At 71.4% G+C, this 23240-nt stretch carries 22 protein-coding genes; 7 read left to right on the plus strand and 15 right to left on the minus strand.

Annotation, left to right across the window (positions count from 1 at the left end; translation table 11 throughout):
- Nucleotides 1-14 precede the first annotated feature (14 nt).
- The 3 genes from ACFV9T_RS14960 to ACFV9T_RS14970 are packed head-to-tail and all read left to right on the plus strand — an operon-like array spanning nt 15 to nt 2384.
- On the plus strand, nt 15-620 hold the full coding sequence (locus ACFV9T_RS14960) for a TetR/AcrR family transcriptional regulator (protein ID WP_385440087.1): 606 nt from the start codon (nt 15-17) through the stop codon (nt 618-620).
- A gap of 60 nt (nt 621-680) precedes the next feature.
- Nucleotides 681-1376 (plus strand): methyltransferase domain-containing protein, encoded by a 696-nt coding sequence (locus tag ACFV9T_RS14965; protein WP_385440090.1) that lies wholly within the window; start codon nt 681-683, stop codon nt 1374-1376.
- Nucleotides 1377-1385: 9 nt separating this feature from the next.
- Nucleotides 1386-2384, plus strand: coding sequence for a Rieske 2Fe-2S domain-containing protein (locus tag ACFV9T_RS14970; protein WP_385440091.1), 999 nt, complete (start codon nt 1386-1388; stop codon nt 2382-2384).
- A 28-nt stretch (nt 2385-2412) separates the two neighbouring features.
- On the opposite strand, the gene ACFV9T_RS14975 is transcribed toward ACFV9T_RS14970, so the two are convergent.
- The 6 genes from ACFV9T_RS14975 to ACFV9T_RS15000 all read right to left on the minus strand — a co-directional run bounded on the left by ACFV9T_RS14975 (nt 2413) and on the right by ACFV9T_RS15000 (nt 10001).
- Nucleotides 2413-3297 (minus strand): sugar phosphate isomerase/epimerase family protein, encoded by an 885-nt coding sequence (locus ACFV9T_RS14975; RefSeq protein ID WP_385440093.1) that lies wholly within the window; start codon nt 3295-3297, stop codon nt 2413-2415.
- An 11-nt stretch (nt 3298-3308) separates the two neighbouring features.
- On the minus strand, nt 3309-5384 hold the full coding sequence (locus ACFV9T_RS14980; protein WP_385440094.1) for a dipeptide ABC transporter ATP-binding protein: 2076 nt from the start codon (nt 5382-5384) through the stop codon (nt 3309-3311).
- Between the two features lie 20 nt (nt 5385-5404).
- Nucleotides 5405-6289: an ABC transporter permease gene (locus ACFV9T_RS14985; protein ID WP_385440096.1), complete on the minus strand. Its 885-nt coding sequence runs from the start codon at nt 6287-6289 to the stop codon at nt 5405-5407.
- Complete coding sequence (locus ACFV9T_RS14990) at nt 6286-7239, minus strand: ABC transporter permease (RefSeq protein WP_385440099.1); 954 nt, start codon at nt 7237-7239, stop codon at nt 6286-6288. Before ACFV9T_RS14990 ends, ACFV9T_RS14985 begins: the two co-directional genes overlap by 4 nt.
- 7 nt (nt 7240-7246) lie before the next feature.
- Nucleotides 7247-8821 (minus strand): ABC transporter substrate-binding protein, encoded by a 1575-nt coding sequence (locus tag ACFV9T_RS14995; protein ID WP_385440101.1) that lies wholly within the window; start codon nt 8819-8821, stop codon nt 7247-7249.
- A 79-nt stretch (nt 8822-8900) separates the two neighbouring features.
- Entirely contained in the window at nt 8901-10001 is a 1101-nt protein-coding gene (locus ACFV9T_RS15000) for a Gfo/Idh/MocA family protein (protein WP_385440103.1), read from the minus strand.
- Between the two features lie 172 nt (nt 10002-10173).
- Between ACFV9T_RS15000 and ACFV9T_RS15005 the strand changes: the two genes are divergently transcribed.
- Nucleotides 10174-11397, plus strand: coding sequence for an ROK family protein (locus ACFV9T_RS15005; RefSeq protein ID WP_385440105.1), 1224 nt, complete (start codon nt 10174-10176; stop codon nt 11395-11397).
- A 37-nt stretch (nt 11398-11434) separates the two neighbouring features.
- Here the strand turns inward: ACFV9T_RS15005 and ACFV9T_RS15010 are convergent, their stop codons facing one another.
- Genes ACFV9T_RS15010 through ACFV9T_RS15050 form a run of 9 tightly spaced genes read right to left on the minus strand, consistent with a single transcriptional unit; the run spans nt 11435 to nt 19380 of the window.
- A complete protein-coding gene (locus tag ACFV9T_RS15010) occupies nt 11435-11923 on the minus strand; it encodes a hypothetical protein (RefSeq protein ID WP_385440107.1) in 489 nt (162 codons plus the stop codon).
- Complete coding sequence (locus ACFV9T_RS15015) at nt 11920-13605, minus strand: class I adenylate-forming enzyme family protein (protein ID WP_385440110.1); 1686 nt, start codon at nt 13603-13605, stop codon at nt 11920-11922. Before ACFV9T_RS15015 ends, ACFV9T_RS15010 begins: the two co-directional genes overlap by 4 nt.
- Complete coding sequence (locus ACFV9T_RS15020; RefSeq protein ID WP_385440111.1) at nt 13602-14183, minus strand: beta-ketoacyl synthase chain length factor; 582 nt, start codon at nt 14181-14183, stop codon at nt 13602-13604. Before ACFV9T_RS15020 ends, ACFV9T_RS15015 begins: the two co-directional genes overlap by 4 nt.
- On the minus strand, nt 14180-15613 hold the full coding sequence (locus tag ACFV9T_RS15025; protein ID WP_385440113.1) for a beta-ketoacyl-[acyl-carrier-protein] synthase family protein: 1434 nt from the start codon (nt 15611-15613) through the stop codon (nt 14180-14182). The genes ACFV9T_RS15020 and ACFV9T_RS15025 overlap by 4 nt, the downstream gene beginning before the upstream one ends.
- Entirely contained in the window at nt 15603-15842 is a 240-nt protein-coding gene (locus tag ACFV9T_RS15030) for a phosphopantetheine-binding protein (protein WP_385440116.1), read from the minus strand. Before ACFV9T_RS15030 ends, ACFV9T_RS15025 begins: the two co-directional genes overlap by 11 nt.
- Nucleotides 15839-16111: an acyl carrier protein gene (locus tag ACFV9T_RS15035; RefSeq protein WP_385440117.1), complete on the minus strand. Its 273-nt coding sequence runs from the start codon at nt 16109-16111 to the stop codon at nt 15839-15841. Before ACFV9T_RS15035 ends, ACFV9T_RS15030 begins: the two co-directional genes overlap by 4 nt.
- A gap of 31 nt (nt 16112-16142) precedes the next feature.
- Nucleotides 16143-17537, minus strand: coding sequence for a class I adenylate-forming enzyme family protein (locus ACFV9T_RS15040; protein WP_385440119.1), 1395 nt, complete (start codon nt 17535-17537; stop codon nt 16143-16145).
- The gene (locus ACFV9T_RS15045) at nt 17537-18577 is read right to left on the minus strand and encodes a 3-dehydroquinate synthase II (RefSeq protein ID WP_385440121.1); all 1041 of its coding nucleotides are present in this window, start codon (nt 18575-18577) and stop codon (nt 17537-17539) included. The genes ACFV9T_RS15040 and ACFV9T_RS15045 overlap by 1 nt, the downstream gene beginning before the upstream one ends.
- Entirely contained in the window at nt 18574-19380 is an 807-nt protein-coding gene (locus ACFV9T_RS15050; RefSeq protein WP_385440122.1) for a 2-amino-3,7-dideoxy-D-threo-hept-6-ulosonate synthase, read from the minus strand. Before ACFV9T_RS15050 ends, ACFV9T_RS15045 begins: the two co-directional genes overlap by 4 nt.
- A 237-nt stretch (nt 19381-19617) precedes the next feature.
- Here ACFV9T_RS15050 and ACFV9T_RS15055 point away from each other — a divergent pair, with 237 nt between their 5' ends.
- From ACFV9T_RS15055 to ACFV9T_RS15065, 3 genes are read left to right on the plus strand one after another with little or no spacing between them, the layout of a single operon-like run.
- The gene (locus ACFV9T_RS15055; protein WP_385440124.1) at nt 19618-20241 is read left to right on the plus strand and encodes a flavodoxin family protein; all 624 of its coding nucleotides are present in this window, start codon (nt 19618-19620) and stop codon (nt 20239-20241) included.
- On the plus strand, nt 20238-21782 hold the full coding sequence (locus ACFV9T_RS15060) for an MFS transporter (RefSeq protein WP_385440126.1): 1545 nt from the start codon (nt 20238-20240) through the stop codon (nt 21780-21782). Before ACFV9T_RS15055 ends, ACFV9T_RS15060 begins: the two co-directional genes overlap by 4 nt.
- Nucleotides 21742-22644: a LysR family transcriptional regulator gene (locus ACFV9T_RS15065; protein WP_385440128.1), complete on the plus strand. Its 903-nt coding sequence runs from the start codon at nt 21742-21744 to the stop codon at nt 22642-22644. Before ACFV9T_RS15060 ends, ACFV9T_RS15065 begins: the two co-directional genes overlap by 41 nt.
- Nucleotides 22645-23240: the final 596 nt, after the last annotated feature.

Below are 23240 nucleotides of genomic sequence, written 5' to 3' on the forward strand. Positions count from 1 at the left end.
GTAGGTTCCTGACCATGACGACCACCCGCCGCACCCAGCAGCAGCGCCGTGACCAGGCCGAATCCGCGTTGCTCCACGCCGCCGCCGAGCTGGTGGTCGAGCAGGGGGTGCGGGCGCTGACGCTGGTGCGCGTCAGCGAGCGAGCCGGGTACAGCCGTGGACTCGTCACCCACCACTTCGGGTCCAAGCAGGCGCTCCTCGAACGCCTGGCGCACGCGACCCAGGCCGGGTTCGTCCCCGGGCTCGACGGTCTGCCGCCCGGTTTTGACCGTCTTCTGCGGCTGATCGACGGATACCTCGGAGCGCTCGGCCGGGTGGGCGTGTGGAACCGGGCGTTTCTGCTGCTCTGGGCCGAGGCCGCCACGGCGCCCGAACTGGCCCCGATCTTCCACGAGCGGGACGAGGCGTTCCGCGCCGAGTTGAGCGAGGACGTGGCCGCCGGGCTCGCCGACGGCACCATCCGCCCCGATGTCGTACCCGGCGAGGCGGCGATCGCCATCGTCGGGCAGCTTCGTGGCATCGGGCTGCAACGGCTGCTCGACCACGAGGCTGTCGACACCGAACGGCTGCGGCACGCGGTCACCGGGCAGTGGCGCCGGGCGTTGGCGCGCGACCGCTGAAACCGCTGAAACCCGCCACGAAGGAGCCCCAACTCTGCTTCGCAGCACTATGGTTGGCGGATGCGCGCACATCGTGTTGACCACCCGGCTGATCTCGACGTGGTCCGTGATTCCTATGACCGAGTGGCCGACAACTACGCCCACATGGTGGAGACGACGGGAATCGGCGACATCCGCCGCCACCCATGGCACAAGGCTTCCATCGACGCCTTCGCCGACGCCGTGAGCGGGCTCGGGCCGGTCCTCGACGTCGGCTGCGGGCCCGGCACGGTGACCGCCTACCTCGCCGAGCGCGGACTCGACGTGTCCGGGGTGGACCTCTCCCCTCGCATGATCGAGAACGCGCGCCGCCTGCATCCGCAGTGCCGCTTCAGCGTCGGCTCCGCCACCGACCTCGACCTCGCCGAAGCTTCCCTCGGCGGCGTGCTCGGGTGGTGGTCGCTGTTCAACCTCCCCCGTGACGTCCTTCCTCAGGTCCTCGCCCACTTCGCGCGCGCCCTGAAGCCGGGCGGACACTTCATCACCGCGACACACGTCGGCGACGAAGACGCGCTGCGTACGGAGGCCTACGGAGGTGTCCCCGTTCGCTGGACGACACACAAGTGGCGGCCGGAACCGCTGGTGGAGCTGATCGAGCAGGCCGGACTGCGCCCCGTCGCCGAACTCCGGCTCCCGCCGGAGGAGTACAGCGGGCCGGGGCTGGTCGTCATGGCCCAGCGCCCCGGGGGCCCCGGGCTCGACGGGGCGGCTGGCTAGCATCGGCGCATGCCCTTACGCCGTAGCCATGACAAGCTCGCCGACCTGCCGCGCGATCCGCGCGCCGACGCGTACCCGATGCCGCCCGTTCCGTACGGCTGGTACGCCGTGCTCCGCAGCGGCGAGTTGCGGCCGGGCAAGGTCGTCAGCCTGCACTACTTCGGGCGAGCACTGATCGCCTTCCGTGGCGCGGACGGGCAGGCGGGCGTGCGGGACGCGCACTGTCCGCACTACGGCGCGCATCTGGGGGCCGGGGGCAAGGTTGTCGACGGGGCCGTGGAGTGTCCGTTCCACGGGTGGCGGTTCGGGGCGGACGGGCGGTGTACGCACGCGCCCTTCGCGGCCCGCACCCCCAAGGTGTCCCTCGGTGGCTTCCCGGTACGCGAGCACAGCGGGCTCATCTTCGTGTACCACGGCCCGGACGAACCATCATGGGAGGTGCCGGACATCCCGGAGACGGCCGCCAGGGACTTCGCGACGCCGATCGACGATGTGTGCCGCGCGCGCATCCACATCCAGGAGATGCGCGAGAACATCGTGGACGAGTCCCACTTCCACTTCATCCACGGCCAGAGCGAGCCGCCGGTGCAGGAGTTGCGGCCGGACGGTCCGTTCGCCGAGGTCCGGGGCCGGATCCACCGCCGTGTGCTCGGCCGGGACATCAACAACACCTTCGATGTGTTCATGTACGGGCCGGGGGTGATGGTGGTGCGGGTCCTCGGCCCTGTTCTGTCGCTCACCGCCGTCGCGCTGACCACGCCCATCGACGACCGTACGAGCGAGATGCGGATGCTGTACTACGTCCGCAAGCCCGCCCGACTGCCGTTCCTGGCGCCCCTCCTCAAGCTGGTCTTCCGTGCGGAAGCCCTGAGGGAGGTGCGCGAGGAGCTACGGATCTGGGACCACAAGATCCACCAGCCGCGCCCCGTCCTGCTCCCGCACGAGAAGGGCATCAGGGCGCTGCGCCGCTGGTACGCCCAGTTCTACCCAGCGGCGGCGAACGACTGACCGGCCACCGCGCGCACGGCAGAGACCGTCAGGTGCCGTACTCGGCGTGCATCCAGCGCGCCGATGCGACCGCGCTCTCGTACGGGTCGGTGATGTCCGGGCGGTCGACCTCGACCATCAGCCAGCCGTCGAACGTGCTGGGCAGGTTGCCGATGATGCCGGTGAGGTCCAGTTCGCCACGTCCGGGTTCGGCCCAAAGGCCTGCCAGGACGGTCTGCTGGTAGCCCCAATCGCCCTCTCGGCCCTGCGCCGCGACGCTGAGCCGACAGTCCTTCACGTGCACGAACGGGATCCGCTCCGCGTAGTCCTTGATGAACGCGCCCACATCCGAGCCCGCCCACGCCAAGTGCCCCGTGTCGGGCAGGAAGCCGAGCCGGGTGTCCGGGATGGCGTCGAGGACGGAACGGCCCTCCTCCTCGGTCTCGATCCACGTGCCGATGTGGGGATGGAGGTTGGGCCGGACGCCCTCGGCGGTCATGGTGTCGGCGATCTTCCCGATCAGCGCCGTCACGGCCTCGACGCGCGACGGATCCGCCTCGTACGCCTGCGCCGGATGCGCCACGCGCGGCATGTCCTTGCCCATTCCGAGGCCGAGGCCGATGTCCGTCAGCCCGAGTTCGGCGTGCTGACGCGCGACGGCGGTGGCGTTCGCGAGGACGTCGGCCTCCTTCCCGTCCCGGCCGTCCGACCGGCAGACGAAGTAGCCGGGGGCCAGGGTGAGGCCGACCTCGTCCAGGACGGCCCGGTACTGGTCGACGGTCCAGTCGGCCGGGACTTCGGCCATGACCGCGTCGAAACCGGACTGCTTGATGAGCGACAGCAGCTGCTTCCGCTCGGGCGCCTTGGACGGGTCGAGCCAGCCGTCGTCGCTGGCCATCCACTGGATGGGGTTGAGTGCGATACGCGGGGCCACGGGGGCTCCTTTCAACGAAGAGGGGAGAGTTCACCGGCGAAGTGGCAGGCGGCACGCTGGCCCGCCGGGGTGAGGGTGAGTTCGGGGGCGCGCTCCGCGCAGATGGTCCGCTCCGGGTGGGTCAGCGGGCCGATGGGGCACCTTGTGCGGAACCGGCAGCCCGAGGGCGGGTTGGCCGGGCTCGGGAGGTCGCCGCGCAGGACGATGCGTTCCCGCGTACGCGCCGAGACGCTGGGGACCGGCGACGACGAGAGCAGCGAGGCGGTGTACGGATGCTGCGGGTTGCCGTACACCTCGGCGACGTCGCCGTGCTCGACGATCCTGCCGAGGTACATCACGGCGACCGTGTCGCTGAGGTGGCGCACCACCGACAGGTCGTGGGCGATGAACAGGTAGGCGAGGCCGAGTTCGTTCTGCAGTTTCTCCAGCAGGTTGATGATCTGGGCCTGGATGGACATGTCCAGCGCGGACACCGGCTCGTCCAGGATCAGCGTCTGCGGCTGACGGGCCAGGGCGCGGGCGATGCCGATGCGCTGGCGCTGGCCGCCCGAGAACGCGTGCGGGTAGCGGTCGAGGTGTTCCGGGCGCAGCCCGACCTGTGTCATCAGCGACTGCGCCGCCGCTTCGAGGGCCCGTCCGCCGATGCCCCGGAACGCGAGCGCTTCGGCGAGGGACTGTCCGATCGTGCGCCGTGGGTTCAGCGACGCGTAGGGGTCCTGGAACAGATACTGCACGGACCCACGGACCCGTTTGAGGTCTTCCTCGCGCATCGCGCTCACGTCGGTCCCGTCGACATGAACCGAGCCGCCAGCGATCGGGTTGATGCCGACGATGCCGCGCGACAGTGTCGACTTGCCGCAGCCGCTCTCGCCCACGAGCCCGAGGGTGCGGCCCGGGTGGACGGCCAGGCTCACCGAGTCGACGGCGTACACCGGAGGTTCCCGGCGGAACAGCCCGCGCCCGCGCGATCCGACGTCGACCCTGAGGTCGCGTATCTCCAGCACGGGTGCGGCAGCCGGAGGAGCGGTCGCGGCCTCGGCGCGCGGAGTCGCGGAAATATCACCAACGGAGAGGCCCACACCGCGCTGGGCGACAAAGCATGCCGCCGTCTGCCCCGCCGCGCCCCCGATCCGCAGCAGCGCGGGCGTTTCGTGCTCGCACACGTCCTCCGCGTACCGGCAGCGTGGCGCGAACGCGCAACCGTCCGGGGGCGATGCGGGGTCGGGCGGGCTGCCGGGGATCGCGGGCAGCGGCTGGCCGACGCGGTCGTCGTCCAGGCGGGGCATGGCTTCGAGCAGCGCCGCCGTGTAGGGGTGGCGCGGATGCGTGAAGACCTGCTCGACCGTCCCCTTCTCGACCGTCCGCCCGCCGTACATCACCACCACGTCCGTGCACAGCTCGGCGACCACGCCCATGTCGTGGGTGATGATGGCGATGGCGATGCCGAGTTCGGTGCGCAGCCTGGCCAGCAACCGCAGGATCTGGGCCTGGATGGTGACGTCGAGGGCCGTCGTCGGTTCGTCGGCGATGAGCAGCGCGGGATCGTTCGCCAGGGCGATCGCGATCACGACGCGCTGGCGCATCCCGCCGGAGAACTGATGCGGATAGTGGTCGATCTTCGTCGGGACGTCGGGGATGCCGACCTGTTCCAGCAGCTCGACCGCCCGCGTGCGCGCGGTCTTCTTGTCGACACCGTGGACCGTCATGGCCTCCACGATCTGATCGCCGACCTTGAGGACGGGATTGAGCGCGGCCTGCGGGTCCTGGAAGACCATCGCCACCTTGGCTCCGCGCCGCCGCCGCATCTCCCGCTCCGGCAGCGCGAGCAGGTCTTCGTCCTCGAACCGCACCGATCCGGCGACGATGTCGCCCGGTGGCCGCACCATCCGCATGATCGAGCGCGCGGTGACGGACTTGCCGGAGCCGGATTCGCCGACGATGCCGAGGACGTCGCCCGGGTAGATGTCGAAGCTGACGTCGTTGACGGCCTTGACAGCACCGCTCTTCAGCTTGAATTCCGTACGCAGGCCCTCGACGCGCAGCAGTGGCGCGCCCTTGCCCGCCACCGGCGCTGGAGGTTCGGCCATCGTAGAACTGGTCGTCGTGGTCACCGACGGTTCACCGCCTCGTTGAGCGCGTCCGAGATCAGGCTGAAGCCCACCGAGAGCAGCAGAAGCACCACTCCGGGGCCGATGATGTACGTGGGGGCCTGGGTCACGAACCGGAGTCCGTTGTTGAGCAGTACGCCGATCGACGGCGTCGGCGGTTGCACACCGAGGCCGACGATGGACAGGCCCGCCTCGATGTAGACGCCGACGACCATCCAGACGGCGCCGTTGACGACGATGGAGTCCATCGCGTTCGGCAGGACGTGCCGCACGAGCAGCTTCCGGCGCGGGACGCCGAGCACCCGGGCGGCCAGGACGTACTCCCTGCTCTGCTGGGTGAGCCAGGCGCTGCGGGCCTGGCGTCCGGCCGTCGGCAGGCCGCCGATGAGGATGGTGAGGAACAGCGGGAACCACCCGGGGCCGAGGATGGCCACCAGGCAGACGCCGAGGATCAGGCCGGGGAAGCCGATGATGACGTCGAGCACCCGTTGCAGCCCGGCGCCGAGCCATTCGGAGATCGCGCCGGAGAGGCCGATCAGCGTGCCGAGCGCCATGCTGAGCGGTACGGCGGTGAGGATGAGGGTGAGGTCGACGCGGAGTCCGTAGACGCTGCGGATGAAGATGTCGCGGCCGAACTCGTCCACCCCGAAGATGTGCGCGCCCGAGGGCCCGGCCAGGGCGTTCGACCCCTGCTGGTCGTAGCCGCCGGGGAACAGGACGGGGGCGAGCAGGGCGGCGAGCACCATGATTCCGAGGATCGACAGCCCGATGATGCCCCTCGGGGTGTGGAACGCGGACAGATAGCGCGCGAGCGTCGGGTTGAGCCTGCGGCGCGTCGCCGTGGCCGCCTCCGCGCCGGGCGCCGACAGGGGAACGTCTGTCATGACGGGGCTCCCAACCTGATCCGCGGGTCGAGTGTCGCGAGGACCATCTCGGTGATGAGCTGGCAGATCACCGCCACGAACACCACACCGAGGATGAGCACTTGAAGGACGGTGAAGTCGCGTGACTGCACGCTGGTGACGGCGAGCTGGCCGAGGCCGTTGCGGTTGAAGATGGACTCCATGATCACGGCACCGGCGAGCAGGGTGCCGATCTCCAGCCCGATCGCGACGACCGCGGTGCCGAAGCTGTTGCGCAGTACGTGGCGCAGGGTGATCCGCCGGGACGAGGCACCCTTGGCGAGGGCCAGGTCGACGTAGTCCTCGTTGCGGACTTTGGCCATCTCCGTCTGGAGCAGGCGGGCCACGATGCCCGAGGGCGACAGGGCCAGGGCGACGGCGGGGAGGGTCAGATACTGGATCCCGATCGCGGGATTCTCCAGCATGCTCACCTCGCCGCTGACCGGCAGCCAGCGGTGGTACACACCGAAGATCAGGATCAGCGCCAGGGCGATGAGGAACGCCGGTACGGCGACCAGGAGGCTGTTGCCCAGGTCGAGGGTCGCCCGCGTCCACCGGCGCTTGGTGGAACCGGCGAGTACCCCGAGCGCGGTGCCGAGGACGACGACGAGCAGCGTGGCGAACACGGCCAGCTCCACGGTGCTCTCCAGACGGTCGCCGATGAGGCTCGCGACGCTGCGGTGGAGGCGGTAGGACTGGCCCAGGTCGCCGTGGAACAGCCCGGAGATCCAGTCCCAATACTGCACGACGGGGGACCGGTCAAGACCCAGTTCCTCGCGGATGGCGGCGACGTTGGCGGCGGTCGGATCCGCACCGGCCAGGCTGACCGCGACGTCTCCGGGGGCGAGCCGGGGCAGGGAGAAGGCGACGACGGAGCTGGCGAGGAGGACGAAGACGACGGACGGCGCCTTGCGCGCCAGGAACCGGATCATCGCCTCGCTACCCCTGGTCCGGCTCGGACAGCCACGCCTGGCCGAGGTTCAGGAAGCCCGCCTGGGTGGGCGCGATGCCGCCGACGGACGTCGAGTGGACCGTCAGGGTCGGGCGGGTGATCAGCGGAACCGTGAACGCCTGGTCGAGGAAGTAGGCGTTGTAGTCGTGCAGCGCCGTCTTCTGCGCGGCGGGCGTGCTCGCGCCGGTGACGTCCTGGACGAGCTTCGTGTACGCGGGGCTCTTGACGTGCAGCAGGTTGTCCTCGGGTACGAACTCGGGCCTGCTGGCAACCGCGCTCGCGGGCAGCAGCGCGTTGCTGTTCATCATCAGCACCGCGGGCGTGCCCATGTCCCGCTTGGCGATCCGCTCGTCGTACTCGGTGGCGCTGAGCACCTCGGGCTTGGCGTTCAGCCCGACCGCGGCCAGGTTGTTCTTGACGATCTGGAAGATGCTGGTGGCCTCGGGGGTGTTGAGGGTGACGACCTTGAACGTGGCGCCCTTCACCCCCGCCTTGGCCAGCAGCTTCTTGGCCTTGTCCGGCTGGTACGTGTAGTGCTTCGCCTGAGCGGCGTCGTAGCCCACGGCGGTCTTCTTCCACGGCAGGCTCGTCGCGTCCGCGTGACCGCCCTCGACCTGCTGGACGATGCGGCCGCGGTCGATCGCGTACTGCACCGCCTGCCGCACCTCCTTCTTGTCGAACGGCGCCTTCGTCACGTCCATCGACAGCGGGATCGCCGAACCGCCCGACGACAGGAGGGCGTAGCCCGGCTGTTTGCTCAGGCTGCGGGCGTCGAGGGCGGCCACCCCGACGCCGTACTGGGCGCGACCGCTGCGGATCGCCGAGACGATGGCGGTCGGGTCGTTGATGACCTCGATGTTGATCTTGTCGAGGTGGGTGTTCCCGGCGTCGCGGTACTTCGCGTACTTGGTGAGCGCGATGCGGCCGCCGGGCGTCCACGACTTCCAGACGAAGCGGCCGGTGCCGTCGACGACCTTGCCCGCCGCGTAGTCGTCGTAGGTGGCGGGGTTGAGGATCGGTGCCGTCTCGAACAGGTCGAAGACGTTCGGCGTCGGCTTGCTGAAGGTGAGCTTCAGCTCGTGGTCGCCCTCGGCCTTCATCGACGTGATCTGCTCGGCGATGGCCTGGCCCGCCGCGCCCGTCGCCGGGTCCCGCACCTTCTTCAGCGTGAAGATGACATCGTCCGCCGTCAGCTTGCGGCCGCTGTGGAACGTCACATCGTCCCGGAGCGTGATGTCGATGCTCTTCGCGTCGGGCGCGAGCTTCCACGACTTCGCGAGGACGCCCTTGGGCTTGCCCGTCTTGGCGTCCATCAGGGTCAGCGTCTCGAGGACCGTGTACTCGGACAGGATGTTGCCGACCGAGGTCTTGAGGAACGAACCGGGGTCGGCGTCGCTCGTCTGCGCGACGGTGAGGGTGCCGCCGTTACGTACCGGTCCTGTGGTCGCGGACTTCCCGTCGGTGGGGTGGGTCGCGGCGCTGCATGCGGAGGTGAGGAGCGCCGCGCCCACGGCGGCGCCTGCTATGAGTCGGCTTTGCCAGGCCGACGTTCTCAGCGACATCGGTTGTGCTCCTTGACGTGTCCGGGGGCCGGGTTTCCAGGGGGGCCGGGGGAGGTCCGCCGCTCCGCGCGAGCGAGGCTCAAGCGGGGTAGCGGGGCTGCGGCCGTTCGCACGTGCTGCTCAGGCGGACGACGCGGGTCTGCTGGGAGGCTTCCTCGACGGCGCACAGCGCTTCGAGGACATGGAAGGCGAACGAGGCGGTCGCGCGGTGCGGGCCGCCCTCGATCGCGTTCGCGAGGTCTCGGACGCCGAGGCCGCGCCGGGCCTGTTCCTTGGTGCCGACGGCGCCGAACAGCCCGACCACCGGCTCCAGCGCCGTCCACTCGGCGTCGCCGTGCCGCCGGAGCCGCACCTCGCCGTCGAAGTGGTTCGGGTTGCCCAGGGACAGCGTGCCCTCGGTGCCGTAGATCTCCATGAAGGGCAGCTCCGAGTCCCACACGTCGAAGCTCATCTGCGCCGTCCCGAGGACTCCCGAGGCGAACGTCAGCACCGCCGCGGTGTGCGTGGGGACCGTGACCTCGATGGAGTCGACGGCCCGGCCGGGCGAGGTCACCGCCCGGTGCGGTGCGCCGATCCGGCTCGCCGCGGCGATGGACTGGATCGGGCCCAGGCAGTTGACCAGGATGGCGATGTAGTACGGCCCCATGTCCATCACCGGGCCGCCGCCCTGCTGGAAGAGGAAGCGGGGGTCCGGATGCCACGTCTCCGCCTTGCTGTGGCCGATGAAGGCCGAGGCGCCGATCGGTGCGCCGATGAGCCCGTCGTCGATGGCCTTGCGTGCCGTCTGGCTCGCGCTGCCGAGGAACGTGTCCGGCGCCGAGCCGAGGAGCCGCCCGCTGCGGGCCGCCGCTTCGAGTACGGCCCGGCCCTCCTCGACCGTCGTGGCCAGGGGCTTTTCGACGTAGACGTGTTTTCCGGCCTCCAGCGCGGTGATGATCGTGCGCGCGTGGTGCACCGGCGGGGTGAGGTTCACGATGATGTCCACCGACTCGTCGGCGTACAGCTCCGCGTCGTCGCCCCAGGCCGGAATGGAGTGCTCGGCGGCGGCCTGCTTGGCCCGGTCCGGGTCGATGTCGCCCACCCGCACGATCTCCAGCTCCGGGTAGCGGGCCAGCCCGGTGACGTACCGGCCGAAGATGTTGCCGCTGCCCAGAATGCCGATGCGATGCGATATGCCCATGCGGTGGGGTCCTCTCGGGGAGAACGAACCGGCCATGCGTGGCCGGAAGTTTTGTGTGGGCATCACCATCGTTTAGTGCGCGTCGCGGGAACAAGACGCCACTTTTAATTTTTTGGGTGGACTAAAGATGGGCTGCTTGTCGGGTTGATCGCCGGGCATTTACTGTCACGGCGTGCATAAAGGCGATGGCTACGAGTCCGATCCGGTCCTTCTGCCCTCCGTTCCGGTCGGGCTGCGCAGGGTGCTGGATCTCGTGGTGTCGGGCGAGGCGACCAGCCGTGCGGAGATCGCGCGGCGCAGCGGTCTGGTCCGGACGACCGTGGGCAAGCAGGTCGACCACCTCGTCGGGCGCGGCATTCTCCAAGAGACCGAGTCGAACGAATCGGTGCGGGGACGGCCGCCCAGGGTGCTGACGCTCAGCCCGGAGGCGGGGACCGTCGCCGTGGCGGACGTCGACACGCTGGCCTCACAGGTCGCGATCGCCGATCTCAGGGGGCGAGTGCTCGCGCGGGAGACCGTGGACGTCCGGATCGCGGCCGGGCCGGAAATCGTGCTGGACACGGTGACCGAGCGTCTTCGCGGCCTGTTGTCCGAATGCGGGCACGACGTCGGCCGGGTGCGCCAAGTGGTGATGGGCCTGCCCGCGCCCGTGGACTTCCAGCGCGGCTATACGGCGCGGCCGACCGGGATGCCCGGGTGGGCCGGATATCCGGTGGCCGACGAGCTGAGGAAGCGCTTCCGCTGCCCCGCCCTGGTGGACAACGACGCCAATCTCATGGCCCTCGGCGAGGCGTCCCAGGAGCAGGCCGAGACCCCGCTGCTGTGCATCAAGATCTCGGCGGGGGTGGGGGCCGGGATCGTCACCGCGGGAGGCCAGCTCTACCGCGGGGCGGACGGCGCCGCCGGGGACATCGGCCACATCCGGGCCACCGGTGGCGGCGATGCCCTGTGCTCCTGCGGCAACGTCGGCTGCCTCAGCGCGCTGGCCTCCCGCCCGGCCGTCCTGCGCCGCCTCGGCATCCCCGAGTCGACGGACGAGGATCCGCTGCACGGTGTGCGGGTGCTGGCGGGACGCGTCGCCGACAACGAACCGAACGCCGTGCGGGCCCTGCGCCAGGCCGGTACCGATGTCGGCGAGATCGCGGCCATGCTGGTCGCCATGTACAACCCGCGCACGCTGGTCGTCGGCGGCCCGCTGAGCGAACTCCGCGACGACCTCCTGTCCGGGGTCCGCGCCGTGGTCTACCGGCGCGCGCTGGCCCTGGCCACCAGCAAGATCACCATCAGCACGCCCCGGCTCGGCGAGAGCGCCGGGATCCATGGCGGGATCGTCCTCGCCATCCGGGAGGTGTTCAGCCCGCAGGGCATCGCCCGGATGATGGTCGGCAGCCCGTGAGGTGGCTGAGCCTTGGGCCCAGCCACCTGGCGTGGTGTCAGCCGACGCGCATCAGCAACCGGCACGCCTCGTCGCCGTCGCGCAGACACGCGGTGGCGCAGTTGCGGGTGAGTTCGACGCCGAGCCCCTCCGACCAGCCCGCGTGGATGTCCGTACACGGGCAGTCGTAGCCCTCCAGCGAACCGGCCATCCGCACCATCGCCACGGCGAAGTTCTGCCGCATGGTCAGCTCGATGTCGCCGTCCGGGAGTACGGCCGTACCGCCGTCGCGCAGTTCGCTCGGGAACATCCACTCGGCGCACGCGTCGTACCGGCAGCGGAGTTCTTCGAGGTCGGCGGCGGGTTTTCCGCCGTGCTGGCGGGTGATGCGCTTGCCGACCTGGACGGCCACGTAGCGCAGCGCCTCCGCGTTGATCTCGTTGGCCACCGCGTGGCCGAACCGCTTCGCCACGCCCTGGTACCAGCGGGCGTCGTGCAGCCACCACTGGCGGTAGACGTCCATGGGCCTGGGGCTCGGGGTGGTCATCGGGCCGTCCCGTCCAGCTCGCCGCCTGCCATGCGGGCCCGGAAGCGTTCGCGCATCTCGCGTTTGAGCACCTTGCCGGTGGCTCCCTTCACCACGTCGTTCGCGTCCATGCGGAGCGCTCCGGTGAGGGGCGGGAAGCCCTCGGTGGTGAGGACCTGGTTGACCCTGGCCGTCCAGTCGTCCGTGTCCGCCACGTCCGGGCGTACTTGGAGCAGTACGTACGCGTCGGCCGTACCGTCGCCGTCCCAGTCGGCGCGTACGCCCTCGGGGGCGACCGCCACCACCGTGCAGTCGTCGAGTCCGGGCAGCTCGCGCAGCAGCAACTCCTCGGTGCGGGTGCTGAACACCAAACCCGCGGGGGTGCGGATGGCGTCGGGGGCGCGGTCGAGGTGGTAGAAGTTGCCCTCCTCGTCGCGGTACGACAGGTCGCCGGTGAGCCAGTAGCCGCCGAGCCGCAGCCGGTGGAAGGTCAGCGAGTCGTTCCAGTAGCCGGGGGTGAGGGTGGGGGAGCGCACGCCGAGGCGGCCCACTTCGCCGGGTGGCAGCGGCGTGCCGTCTTCGGAGAGGACGGCGGCCTCGGCGAAGCTCATCGGTTTGCCGACGCAGCGGGAGAACGACGACCTGCCTGGCTTGTGGCCGTTGTGGAAGAGCGAGTAGCCGGTCTCGGAGGAGCCGAGGCCGTCGGTGAAGACGGAGCCGGGCACCCGGCAGCGCTTGAGGTCAGGGCCGACCGTGTCGTGGCTGCCCTGCGCGATGAGCGCCCTGATGTGTGCCTCGTGTGCCGCGTCGCCGGTGTTGTACCAGGCCTCGACGCTGGACAGCTCGCGGGCGGCGAGGTCCTGGGCCGCCATTTCCCCGTACGTCCCGGCGAACGCGAACACCGTGGTCGGGCGGAACGATTCCATCGCGTCCAGGACGTCGGTGCCGCGCTGGCTGGAGAGCAGGAGCACGGGTGAGCGCAGCAGGAAGCCGAACATCATGACCGAGATGGAGGCGTTGTGCGACCCGGGCATCGCGACGAGCAGCCTGCCCATCGCGGAGCCGACGGACAGCTTCAGCCGGTGCAGTTGCGCGTACAGCAGCGTCTGGTGGGTGTGCGGGACGGCCTTGGGCATGCCGGTGGTGCCCGAGGAGTGGGAGATGACGATCGGGTCGGTGGGGTGGTGGGCGTACGGGTACGAGGCGGGGAGGGGGTGGCGGGTCTTCGTGTCGATGTCGGCGGCGGTGGCGCAGAAGGCGAGGCCCAGTTCGTCCTGGTGGGGAGCCAGGACGGGGCGGTGGGCCCGGTCGGTGATCGCGCCCACCGCGCCCTGGCGGCGTACGTACTCGCGGGCGATCTCGGGGCGGAGGTTGCCGTTGACGAAGGACGGGATCGCGCCGAGGGAGGTGAGCGCGAGGAAGTTGATGGCGAACTCGGTGCTGGAGTACGTCTGGATCGCCACCGGGTCGCGGGGCCGCACGCCGTGTGCGTGGTACCAGCTGGCGTAGGTTTCGACGGTCTCGTGCAGCTCGCCCAGGGTCAGCACCTCGGGGTGCCCGCCGTCCGGGGCCTGCCAGGTGGCGTCGGTCCACAGCACCTGATCGTCGGGGGATCTGCCGTACGCCTTCAGCCGGTGGATCACGTTTCCGGCACCCAAGGCGGCGTCCTGGCTGATCAGCGCGCGTTCTTCCTTGGTGATCATGGGTGGGTCCCTTGGATTTGGGCGGCCAGCTCGGCCAGGCCGCGGAGGGTGCCGTACTCGGCGGGTTCGTGGGAGAGCGGGGTGTCGCCCCGGTCGAGCACGATCGCCACGGCCAGATCGGTGGCGGGCGGGTCGGTGTTCAGCTCGTGGTACGCGGCCGTGGTGCGCTCCGTACCGGCCAGCTCGACGCCGACGAGGACGACGCGGTCCAACTCCTCGTCTTCCAGGAGGAGTTCGGCGGTGTTCAGCAGTTCCACGGCCAGGTCGGTGGCGGCGGACAGGCACAGCAGCGGGCCGGTGATGGCGAACTCGCGGCTGAGCTGGCCGAGGATCGCGTTGGCGGTGCTCTGCATGAACAGCAGCGGGTTGTGCACCTGCCCGGCGACGAGCAGACGGCTGCCGAGGTCGAGGGTGGTGGCGTCGCCCATCGTGCTGGCCAGGACCATCGCGGTCCGCGAGCCGTCGCCGGGGTGGGCGGTGAGGGCGCGCTCGACGGCCTGGTACACGAGCGGGCTGAAGGCGGATTCCACGAACCCGGCCACAGGCGGCGCGATGGGGTCGGACCTCGCGGCGATCACGCCCGCTCCAGGAGCAGCGCGGTGTTGGCGCCACCGAACGCCGCGTTGAGGGAGAGCGCCCGCCGGATGTCGGCCTTGCGGGGACGGTTCGGTACGTAGTCGAGGTCGCAGGCCGGATCGGGGTCGGTGAACCCGGCGGTGGGCGGCAGAACGCCGTCTCGCAGCGCGAGCAGGGTGATGACGAGTTCCACCACTCCGGCGGCCTCCAGCAGGTGTCCGGTCGTGCTCTTCGTCGAACTGACGGGAATGTGGGGCGCGTTCGCGCCGAAGAGCGTGTGCAGTCCGCGTGTCTCGGCGGGGTCGTTGGTCTTGGTCGCGGTGCCGTGTGCGTTGACGTAGTCGACGCGGGGTCCGCCCGCCCGTTTGAGGGCGCGGCGGGCGGCGGTGACCAGCCCGATGCCTTCGGGGTGCGGGCGTGCGATGTGGTGAGCGTCGGAGGCGGCGCCCCAGCCGGTCAGCGCGCCGAGTACACGCGCCCCTCTGCGCCGGGCGGACGCGGCCGATTCGAGCACGACTGCGGCGGCCCCGTCGCCGAGCAGCAGCCCACTGCGGTCGGCGGAGAACGGCCGCACCATGCCGTCCCGCGAGAGCGCGAACCCCGACCCGAACTTGGCCAGGTTCTCCTCCTCCACCAGATAGGCCCCCGCGCAGATGACGATGTCGGCCCGCCCGGAGGCGATGAGCTGGCATCCGTACGCGACGGCGGTGGCGGAGGCGACGCACGCGTTGGTGAACGCGAGCCGGGGCCCGCGCGCCCCGAGCACATCGGCGAGCGCCCCGGCCTGCCACGCGGGCACGGTCTCGACGGCGCCTGCCGCGGCCCCGACCCCGGCGCCGCCGAGGCGAGGGCCCTGCGCGCCGCCGGGCGAGCCGGGGGACCCTGTTTCACCGGGGGAGTTGGCGGACGCCGTGCCACGACGGAGGCCCGGGGGCACCGTGCCGTCGGGGAAAGTGGCAGCAGGCGTCGCGCCGCCGGGTGTGCCGGGGAGCGGCGTCCCGCCGGGGGAGTCAGCGGGGCCTGGGTGGCCGGGGGAGCCGCCGGGTCCCTCGTGGCCGGGAGTGCCAGCAGACGTCGTGCCGCCCGGCGGATCGGCGGCATCCGCCACACCCCCGGTGGGGGCCGGGTGGGTGCGCCAGAAGTGGGTCAGGGCGGTGAAGTCGCCTGCTGTGCCCACCAGAACCGTGGCCTCCGTGCCGGGGCGCAGGTCGGCCATCGCGGCTGCCGCGTCGGCCACCTCGGTCAGGGCCTCGTGGAGGGAGGCGGATCCGGCGCTCGTGGCGGCCACGTCCGTGCGGTAGGGGGTGGGGTCGAAGCGGGTGATGGGGGCGAACGTGGGGCTTCCGTCGAACACGCCCGCCCGCAGCGCGTCCGGCCCGGTGCCGAAGGCCGTTCGTACTCCGTAGCCGGTCAGCAGGACCTCATGACCCATGGACGTCCACCAGGTAGTCCGTGATCCGGCGGACCGAGGTGAACTCGGCGAGGAACGCTTCGGCGGGCTCGATCTCCAGACCGCAGCGCAGCTCCAGTTGGTGCAGGAACCACACCAGGCCCAGCGAGTCCAGCGCGAGATCGGCGTCGTCGTCCAGTTCCGCCGGTAGCTCGGCGAAGATCTTGGGGTCGGACAGCAGCTCCCGCACCACGTCGGTGGTGATCATCATGCCGTGGCGCCCCGCTTGATGACGTCGTCGATCAGGTCGCCCAGGTTCATCGCGCCGACCGGTTCGATATCGGTGTCCGGGAATTTCACGCCGAAGCGGCGCTCGATGCGCAGGACCAGCTCGATCAGGCTCAGCGAGTCGATGTCGATGCCACCGGTGCCCAGGGGGCTGGCGTCGGTGACCTCGTCCGTGTCGAGCGGGTGGTTCATGTCCTCGCTGATCGTGCTGAGCACGAACTGCCGGATTTCCTTCTCCAATGCCGTCTGCATGGTGTGCGAAACCCTTCGGTGGGATGAGTGGTCAGTGGCCGGGGGAGCGGGCGAGCAGGGCCTCGCGGTGGCGGACGAGCTTGCCGTTGGAGGTGCGGGGCAGGTCCGGGAGGAGCTGGACGACGCGCGGCACCTTGTAGTCGGCCAGCCGGTCCCGGCACCAGCGCAGCAGCTCCCCGGCCGAGGGGCCGTCCGGCTCGGTGGACACGTACGCCTCGGTGGCACCGGCGTGGACGACCACGGCCCCGCTGACCCCGGGGTGGCGGCGCAACACGTCCTCCACCTCGGTCAGATCGACCTTGAGGCCGCCGATGACCACGAGCGAGTCGCCACGGCCCAGCAGCCGCAGGCCGCCGCCGGGGTCCAGCTCGGCGCGGTCGCGGGTGTGCAGCCAGCCGTCGGTGTACCGGCCGCCGCCGGAGTCGTGCAGATACGGCGAGCCGTCCGGCAGCCAGACGTCCAGCTCGCCCTCGTGGATCCGTAACCGGACGCCGGGGGCAGCCCGGCCGACGGAGGGCCGCGCGGCGCCGCTGATGTCCATCGCGATGACGCCCGTCTCCGTCGTTCCGTACGACTCGCCGACCCCGATGCCGAACCGTTCGGCGAACCGTGTGGCCGTTTCCGGGGGCATGATCTCGCCGCCGGACGTCGCCGCGCGGAGGGAAGGGAGCTGGGGCAACTCACGTGCCGTGCCCAGGAGTTCGTAGTGGAAGGGGGTGCCGAAGATGATGTGCGCATCGTGGCGCTCGGCGGCGGCCAGGATGTCCTTCGCCGACACCCGGCGCGCGAACACGGCCGCCACGCCCGCCGTGAGCGAGTGCAGCACTCCGGCGATCAGCCCGAAGCTGTGTGCGGTGGAGCTGAGCAGCAGCACCCGTTCGCCGAGGGTCGGCATGCCCTCGATCCGGGTGAAGCGTTCGATCTCGGCCGCCATGGAGGCCGGGGTCCGGCCGATCACCTTGGGCAGCCCGGTGGAGCCCGAGCTGAACTGCACCAGCCGGTGGCCGGTCGCCGCGGTGCGGCCGTCCGGGAAGCGGGAGGTGACCACCTCGTACCGGGGCTCGAACCGCAGTGGCGAGCGCCCGACCGCACCCGCGCCGACCAGGAACTGCGGATGGCACAGCGCCCGCAGCGCGTCCACTTCGGACTGCTTGAGCCGGTGGTCGATCAGCATCACCTGGGCGCCCAGCCGCCACAGCGCGAGCAGCACCTCGATCTGGGTGAAGCTCGGCGGTATCCGGAGCATCACCGTGGTGCCCTCGCCGATGCCGTACTCGGCGAAGACGTCCGCCTCCCTGGCCGCGGCGGCGCGCACCTCGGCGCGGCTCACCGGGTGGTCGCCGTGGACGAGGCAGGGCAGCTCGCCGGGGTGGGCGTCGAAGAGGGTGTCGACCAGCGCCCGCATGCCGCCGGGTTCGCCGCTCATCATTGTTCCTGGCAGAACTCGCCGATGGGGAAGCCCACATGGCGCTGGTCCGTGGCCAGATAGCCGAGCAGTTCGTCGCCGGGCCGCAGCTCGGTGACGTTGTGGACCTTCGCGCCGGGCCCGAGCACCCGTACGTGCCAGTCGTCCTGCACGGTCAGGCTCACCACGGTGCCGTCGGCGGAGCGCGCGGTGATGGTCAGCAGCGGCCGGGACTCCAGCTTGGCGCGGCCGACCGTGACCGGGCGGGTCCGGCCCTCGGCGTTGACGGCGAGCGTGGTGCCGCCGGAGCGCAGCTCGCTCAGGTAGTTGGTGCGGTTGTCCGGGCCGAGGACGTAGGAGTGCAGGGCGCCCGCGTTGACCCGGAAGGGGCGGGTCGGCATGTACGGCAGCGGGTGGGTCTCGCTGCAGCACAGGATGAAGCCGGTCGAGTACGAGCCGACGAGGATGCCCTCGTCCTCGGCGAAGTGGCTGCAGGTGTCCACGCACACGCGGTCGCCGAGACCGTGGTGCTCGATGCCGTCGACGGTGAGCGTGGTGAGGTTGAGCGGTGCCGTACCGGCCTCCAGCAGCCGGGCCAGCGCGAACACGTCGCCCGCGGTCTCGGGGGCCAACAGGATGCCGTCCGAGCCGCGTTCGAGCACGTCGAGGACGGTGGCGGCCTCTTCCAGGTCGGCGCAGACGGTGATCAGTTTGCCCTCGGAGCGGTCCGCGGCGGCGAGCACGATCTCCAGCGGGATCTTGGTCGGGTCGGCGAAGCGGACCACGGTGAGGGGCAGGGTGACGGCGGCGGTGCACGCCAGCCGCAGCGACGGTTCGTCGTGGACGTCGACCCAGCCCGCGGTGTCGGCGTCGAGGGCGTACAGCTCCTTCTCGTCGGACACCGGGGTGGTGGGGACGGCCGTGATGGTCGGGGGCAGCGCCTTGAGGACGGCTTCGTCGTCGCACACCACGCCCCGCATCCGGGTGTGGATGGCGGCGTCCACGACGGACTCCAGCTGGTTCTGGGGCACGCTTCTGAGGTCGATCCAGGCGAACTTCATACGGCACCTGTCGCAATCGTCGAGGGGTGGTGGGCCGCTCCGGTGTCTGCCGAGTGGACGACGGCGGCGAGCCGTCTCACCAGGGCGGCGGGGGAGGGCGAGGAGAAGATCCGGCGGCCGACCGCGAGGCCCCGGCAACCGGAGTGCATCAACGAGGTTCCGTGGCGGATCAGATCCGTACCGTCGGGCGGTCCGCCCGCCGCGAGGACCGGCAGCGGGCTGCTGTCCACCACCTCGGCCATCCGGTCCAGCGGCAGCGCGACCGTCGTCTTCACCAGGTCGGCGCCGAGATCCGCGGCGATGTTCACGGCGTGGGCGAGCAGCGCCGGATCGTGCGGATCGGCGATCCGCGGGCCCCTCGGATAGATCATCGCGAGCAGTGGCATGTTCCAGGTGTCGCAGGAGGCCGCGACGGTTCCGAGGTCGGCGAGCTGGCGGTGTTCGGTGTCCGAGCCGAGGTTCACGTGCACGCTCACCGCGTCCGCGCCGAGGCGTACGGCCTCTTCCACCTCGCCGACGAGCACCTTGGCGTCGGCGTCGGCCGCGTACACGGTTCCGGCGCTCAGGTGCACCACCAGGGCGCAGTGGCGCAGGATGTCCGGGGCGATCGCGCGCGCCCGGCCCTTGTGGACGACGACCGCGTCCGCGCCGCCGTCCACCAGCGCGCCGAGCAGCCCGTTCCAGCGGGCCTGGGGCACCACCGGCCCGTCGGACACGCTGTGGTCGAGCGGGACGAAGAGGTATCGCCCGTCGCCCACGGCGGAGAGTCTCCGCATCCGGAATTGTTTACCCACATCGGTCATGTGCCGGGCACACCTCTTCCAACGGGTGGACGGTGCTTCGGGGGTGGTTCGGGAGTCCTGGGGGACTGCCGGGTCAGAATGGCACGGCTGTGCGAAGGCGAGCCGATATCGAATCGCCATCACTCCGCGGTTATGCGGCTCTGAGAAACCTCTGAGACTCCTGTGGCAGGCTGGCCGACGGCTCTGCGCCAGAACCGGACCCGGAACAGCGTTTTCAGCGTTTTCGAGGAGGCCGGATTGACCGCCCTGACCGACCCGGTACACATCACCGGCCCCGTACACATCGCCATCGCCTGCCACGGCGGACGCGGACACACCGCCGCGCTGGGGGAGGCCGTACGAGCCGGAGCGAGCCGGGCCCCGGACACCAAGGTCACCCCCGTTCGGGTCGACCACCTCACCGACGAGGACTGGCGCCTGCTCGACGACGCCCACGCCATCGTCTTCGGCGCGCCCACGTACATGGGCACGGCCTCCGCCGCCTTCCACACCTTCGCCGAGGCGAGCGCCCGGCGCTGGCTCACCCGCCGCTGGCAGGACAAAGTGGCGGCGGGATTCACCAACTCCGGCTCCATGGCCGGGGACAAGGCGGGCACCCTCGGCTACTTCGCCACCCTCGCCGCACAGCACGGCATGCTCTGGGTCAGCCTCGGCCTGGCGTCCGGCTGGAACCGCTCCTCCGGCAGCGAGTCCGAGCTGAACCGGCTCGGGTTCTACCAGGGCGCGGGCGCGCAGTCCCCGGTGGACGACCGGTCGGGCACGGCGCATCCCTCCGACCTCGCCACCGCCGAACACCTCGGCCAGCGGGTCGCGGAGGTCACCCGGACCGTCGTCGCGGGCAGACGAGCGCTGGCGCGGTGAAGCAGTGGTGGACCGTGGCCGTGGCGGTCCTCGCGCAGACCCTGGTCCTGCTGGACAACACGGTCCTCAACGTGGCGATGGAAACCCTCGCCGACCCGGTACGCGGCCTCGGCGCCGACTCCGCCGAGCTGGCGTGGGCCAACGCCTCGTACTCGCTGGTCTTCGCCGCGGGCAGCTTCGCCGGTGGCGCCCTCGCCGACCGCTACGGGCCGCGCCGCACCCTGACCGCCGGGCTGCTGCTCCTGGCCGTGGCCTCCACGCTGGCCGCGTTCTCGCCCGGCGCCACCGAACTCATCGTCACCCGTGGGTTCATGGGCGCGGGCGGGGCGCTCATCACCCCGGCCACGCTGGCGCTCGTCACCCGTGGCACCGCGCCCGCCCACCGCACCCGGGCCATCGCGGTGTGGGCCTCCGCGGGCGGCGCGGCCGTGGCGCTCGGGCCGGTGGCGGGCGGTGCGCTGCTGACCCGGTTCTGGTGGGGGTCGGTGTTCCTCGTCAACCTGCCGGTGGTGGCCGTATGCCTGGCCGGTGTGGCGCTCCTGGTGCCCGAGCTGCGCTACGCCGAGCGCCGGGTGCTCGACCCGGTGGCGCTGCTGCTGTCCGTCCTGGGTCTTGGCCTGGTGGTGTACGGCGTCATCCAGGGCGGCCGCCCGTCCGGCTGGACGGCCCCGGGCGCGCTGCTGCCGCTGGTGGCCGGGCTCGCCCTGCTGGTGGTGTTCGTGACGACGCAGAGCCGCCGGGAGACGCCGGGGTTCGACGTGCGCCTGTTCACCGAACCGCGTTTCGCGGGCGGCAGCGTGACCCTCCTGCTGCTCTTCTTCGGCCTGTCCGGGCAGCTCTTCTACTGCGCCTTCTATCTGCAGGGGGTGCACGGCCTGTCGGCGCTGGCCGCCGGGCTGGTCATGGCGTCCGCCGCGGGTGGCATCGTCCTCGGCAACCAGGTCTCCCCGGCGCTGGCCCGGCGGCTGACCGTCCGCTGGTGCGCGGTGGCCGGAGTCCTCCTCGCGGGCGCCACGTTCGGCGCGTACGTGTTCTTCGACGCGGACACCCCGGTGGCCGCGATCGCCGTGGTGCTGTTCGCTCAGGGTGTGGGGATCGGGCTGGTGGTCGCGCCGATGACGGCGGAGATGATGGCCGCCCTGCCCGCGCGGTACACCGGCGCGGGCGCGGCCATCAGCGCCGCCACCCGGCCCGTGGGCAGCACCCTCGGGGTCGCGGTCCTCGGCTCGGTGCTCGCCACCTCCTACCGGGGGGAGGTCCGGCCCGCGCTCGACGGGCTGGGGACCGGGGCCCGGGACCGGGCGCTGGACTCGGCGGAGGCCACCCGGGCGGTGGCCGCGTCGCTGGGCCGGTCCGATCTCCTCGCCGCCGCCGACCGGGCCTATCTGCACGCCCTGTACGTCACCGCCACCTGGACGGCGCTGCTGTCTTTGGCCGGTGCCGTCCTCGTCATCGTCTCTTTCCGGCCACGACCATCACCGACGGAGGCAGGAAGTGGATATGGGTCTGCGCCACCTGCGGATCGTGCTCACCGTGGCTGAATCCGGCAGTATCAGCCGCGCGGCCGCCACGCTGAACATCGCGCAATCCGGCCTCTCCACGCAACTCAGGCGCATCGAGGGGGAATTGGGCGGCCCGCTGTTCCGCCGCCGCCCGCAAGGTGTCGTACCGACCGAGCTGGGTGTGCATGTGGTGGGCCGGGCGCGGGAGTTGCTCGACGCGTTCGGCGATCTGCTCGCCACGGCCCGTACGCTCGCCCAGCCCGCCGAACCGCCGCAGGCCGTCGCGCTGGGCGGCGTGGACAACCCGTGGGTGCCGCTGATCGCCGCCCTCATCCGGGAGCGGCTGCCGCACCATGAGCAGCTGACCTATCTGGAACCCTCCTCCCAGGCCGTGCTGGAGCTGCTGCGCACCGAGAAGATCGCGCTCGCGGTCGTCAGCGAGTTCCCGGACGTGGGACCGCCCGCGGTCCGCGAGTTCGCCGTGCGCGACCTCGGCACCGAACCGGTGCTGATCGGCCTGGCCCCGGGCCACCGGCTGGCCCACCGGCAGACGATCACCCTCGAAGAGCTGGCCGACGAGATCTGGGTCGCCCCCGGCGACCGCTCCGACGGCCTCGGCCTGAGCCTGCGGATCGCCTGCGAGCGTGCCGGGTTCACCCCCCGCTTCCGCTACTTCGGCGCCGACCAGACCACCGCGGCGGCCATCGTCAGCGCCGGAAACGCGGTCGCAGTCTTCGCCACCCCGGCCGACCGCTGCCCGGGCATCACCCTGAAACGCCTGGCCAACGGCCGCCTATGGCGCCGGACCCGACTGGTATGGCCTCCCGGCTCGCCCCTGGCCGCGCTGGCGGAGGATCTGGACAGCGGCGCGCTGGACGGGCGCCGCCCACGGGTGCCGTGAGCGGCGGGCGCGCCTGCGGTGGGCGAGGGGCTTTCCCCCGCCCCGCCCCTTCCCGGAACTTGGGGCTCCGCCCCAAGACCCCGCCGCACGCGCCGCTCCGGCGTGCGCCTGCGCCGGGGCGGCACGTGCCTCGGCGGGGGCGGTTCGCGCCTGCGGGCGCGGCGCTGTCGGGCGCGGCCTGGCCCGCGCTGCGCCCGCGTGCGGCGCAGCCGAACCGCGCACGGGTGCGGTGCACTGGGCTGCCCATCCGGTAGGGGGATTCGGCGGTGCGCCCGGTCGTGGTTCAGCTCCCCGGCCCGTTCGGGTTGCCGGGCCACCGGCCTCGGTTCGCCGCCGGGTGCGGCGCGCCCGCGCTGGGCTCGTGTGCGGTGCGGCGTGTGCAGCCGTACCGGGTTGGTGCACTCGGCGAGTGCGGGATGGTGTGCCCGGCGGGGCGTTCGGTCGGGACCGGGCGTACCGGGTTGCGGGTCCGGTGGTGGCGCGCTCGCGCTGGGCGCGCTTGCGGTGCGGCGTGTGCAGCCGTACCGGGTTGGTGCACTCGGCGAGTGCGGGATGGTGTGCCCGGCGGGGCGTTCGGTCGGGACCGGGCGTACCGG

Origin of the sequence: Streptomyces sp. NPDC059850, from assembly GCF_042731515.1 — a bacterium.
GTDB lineage: Bacteria > Actinomycetota > Actinomycetes > Streptomycetales > Streptomycetaceae > Streptomyces.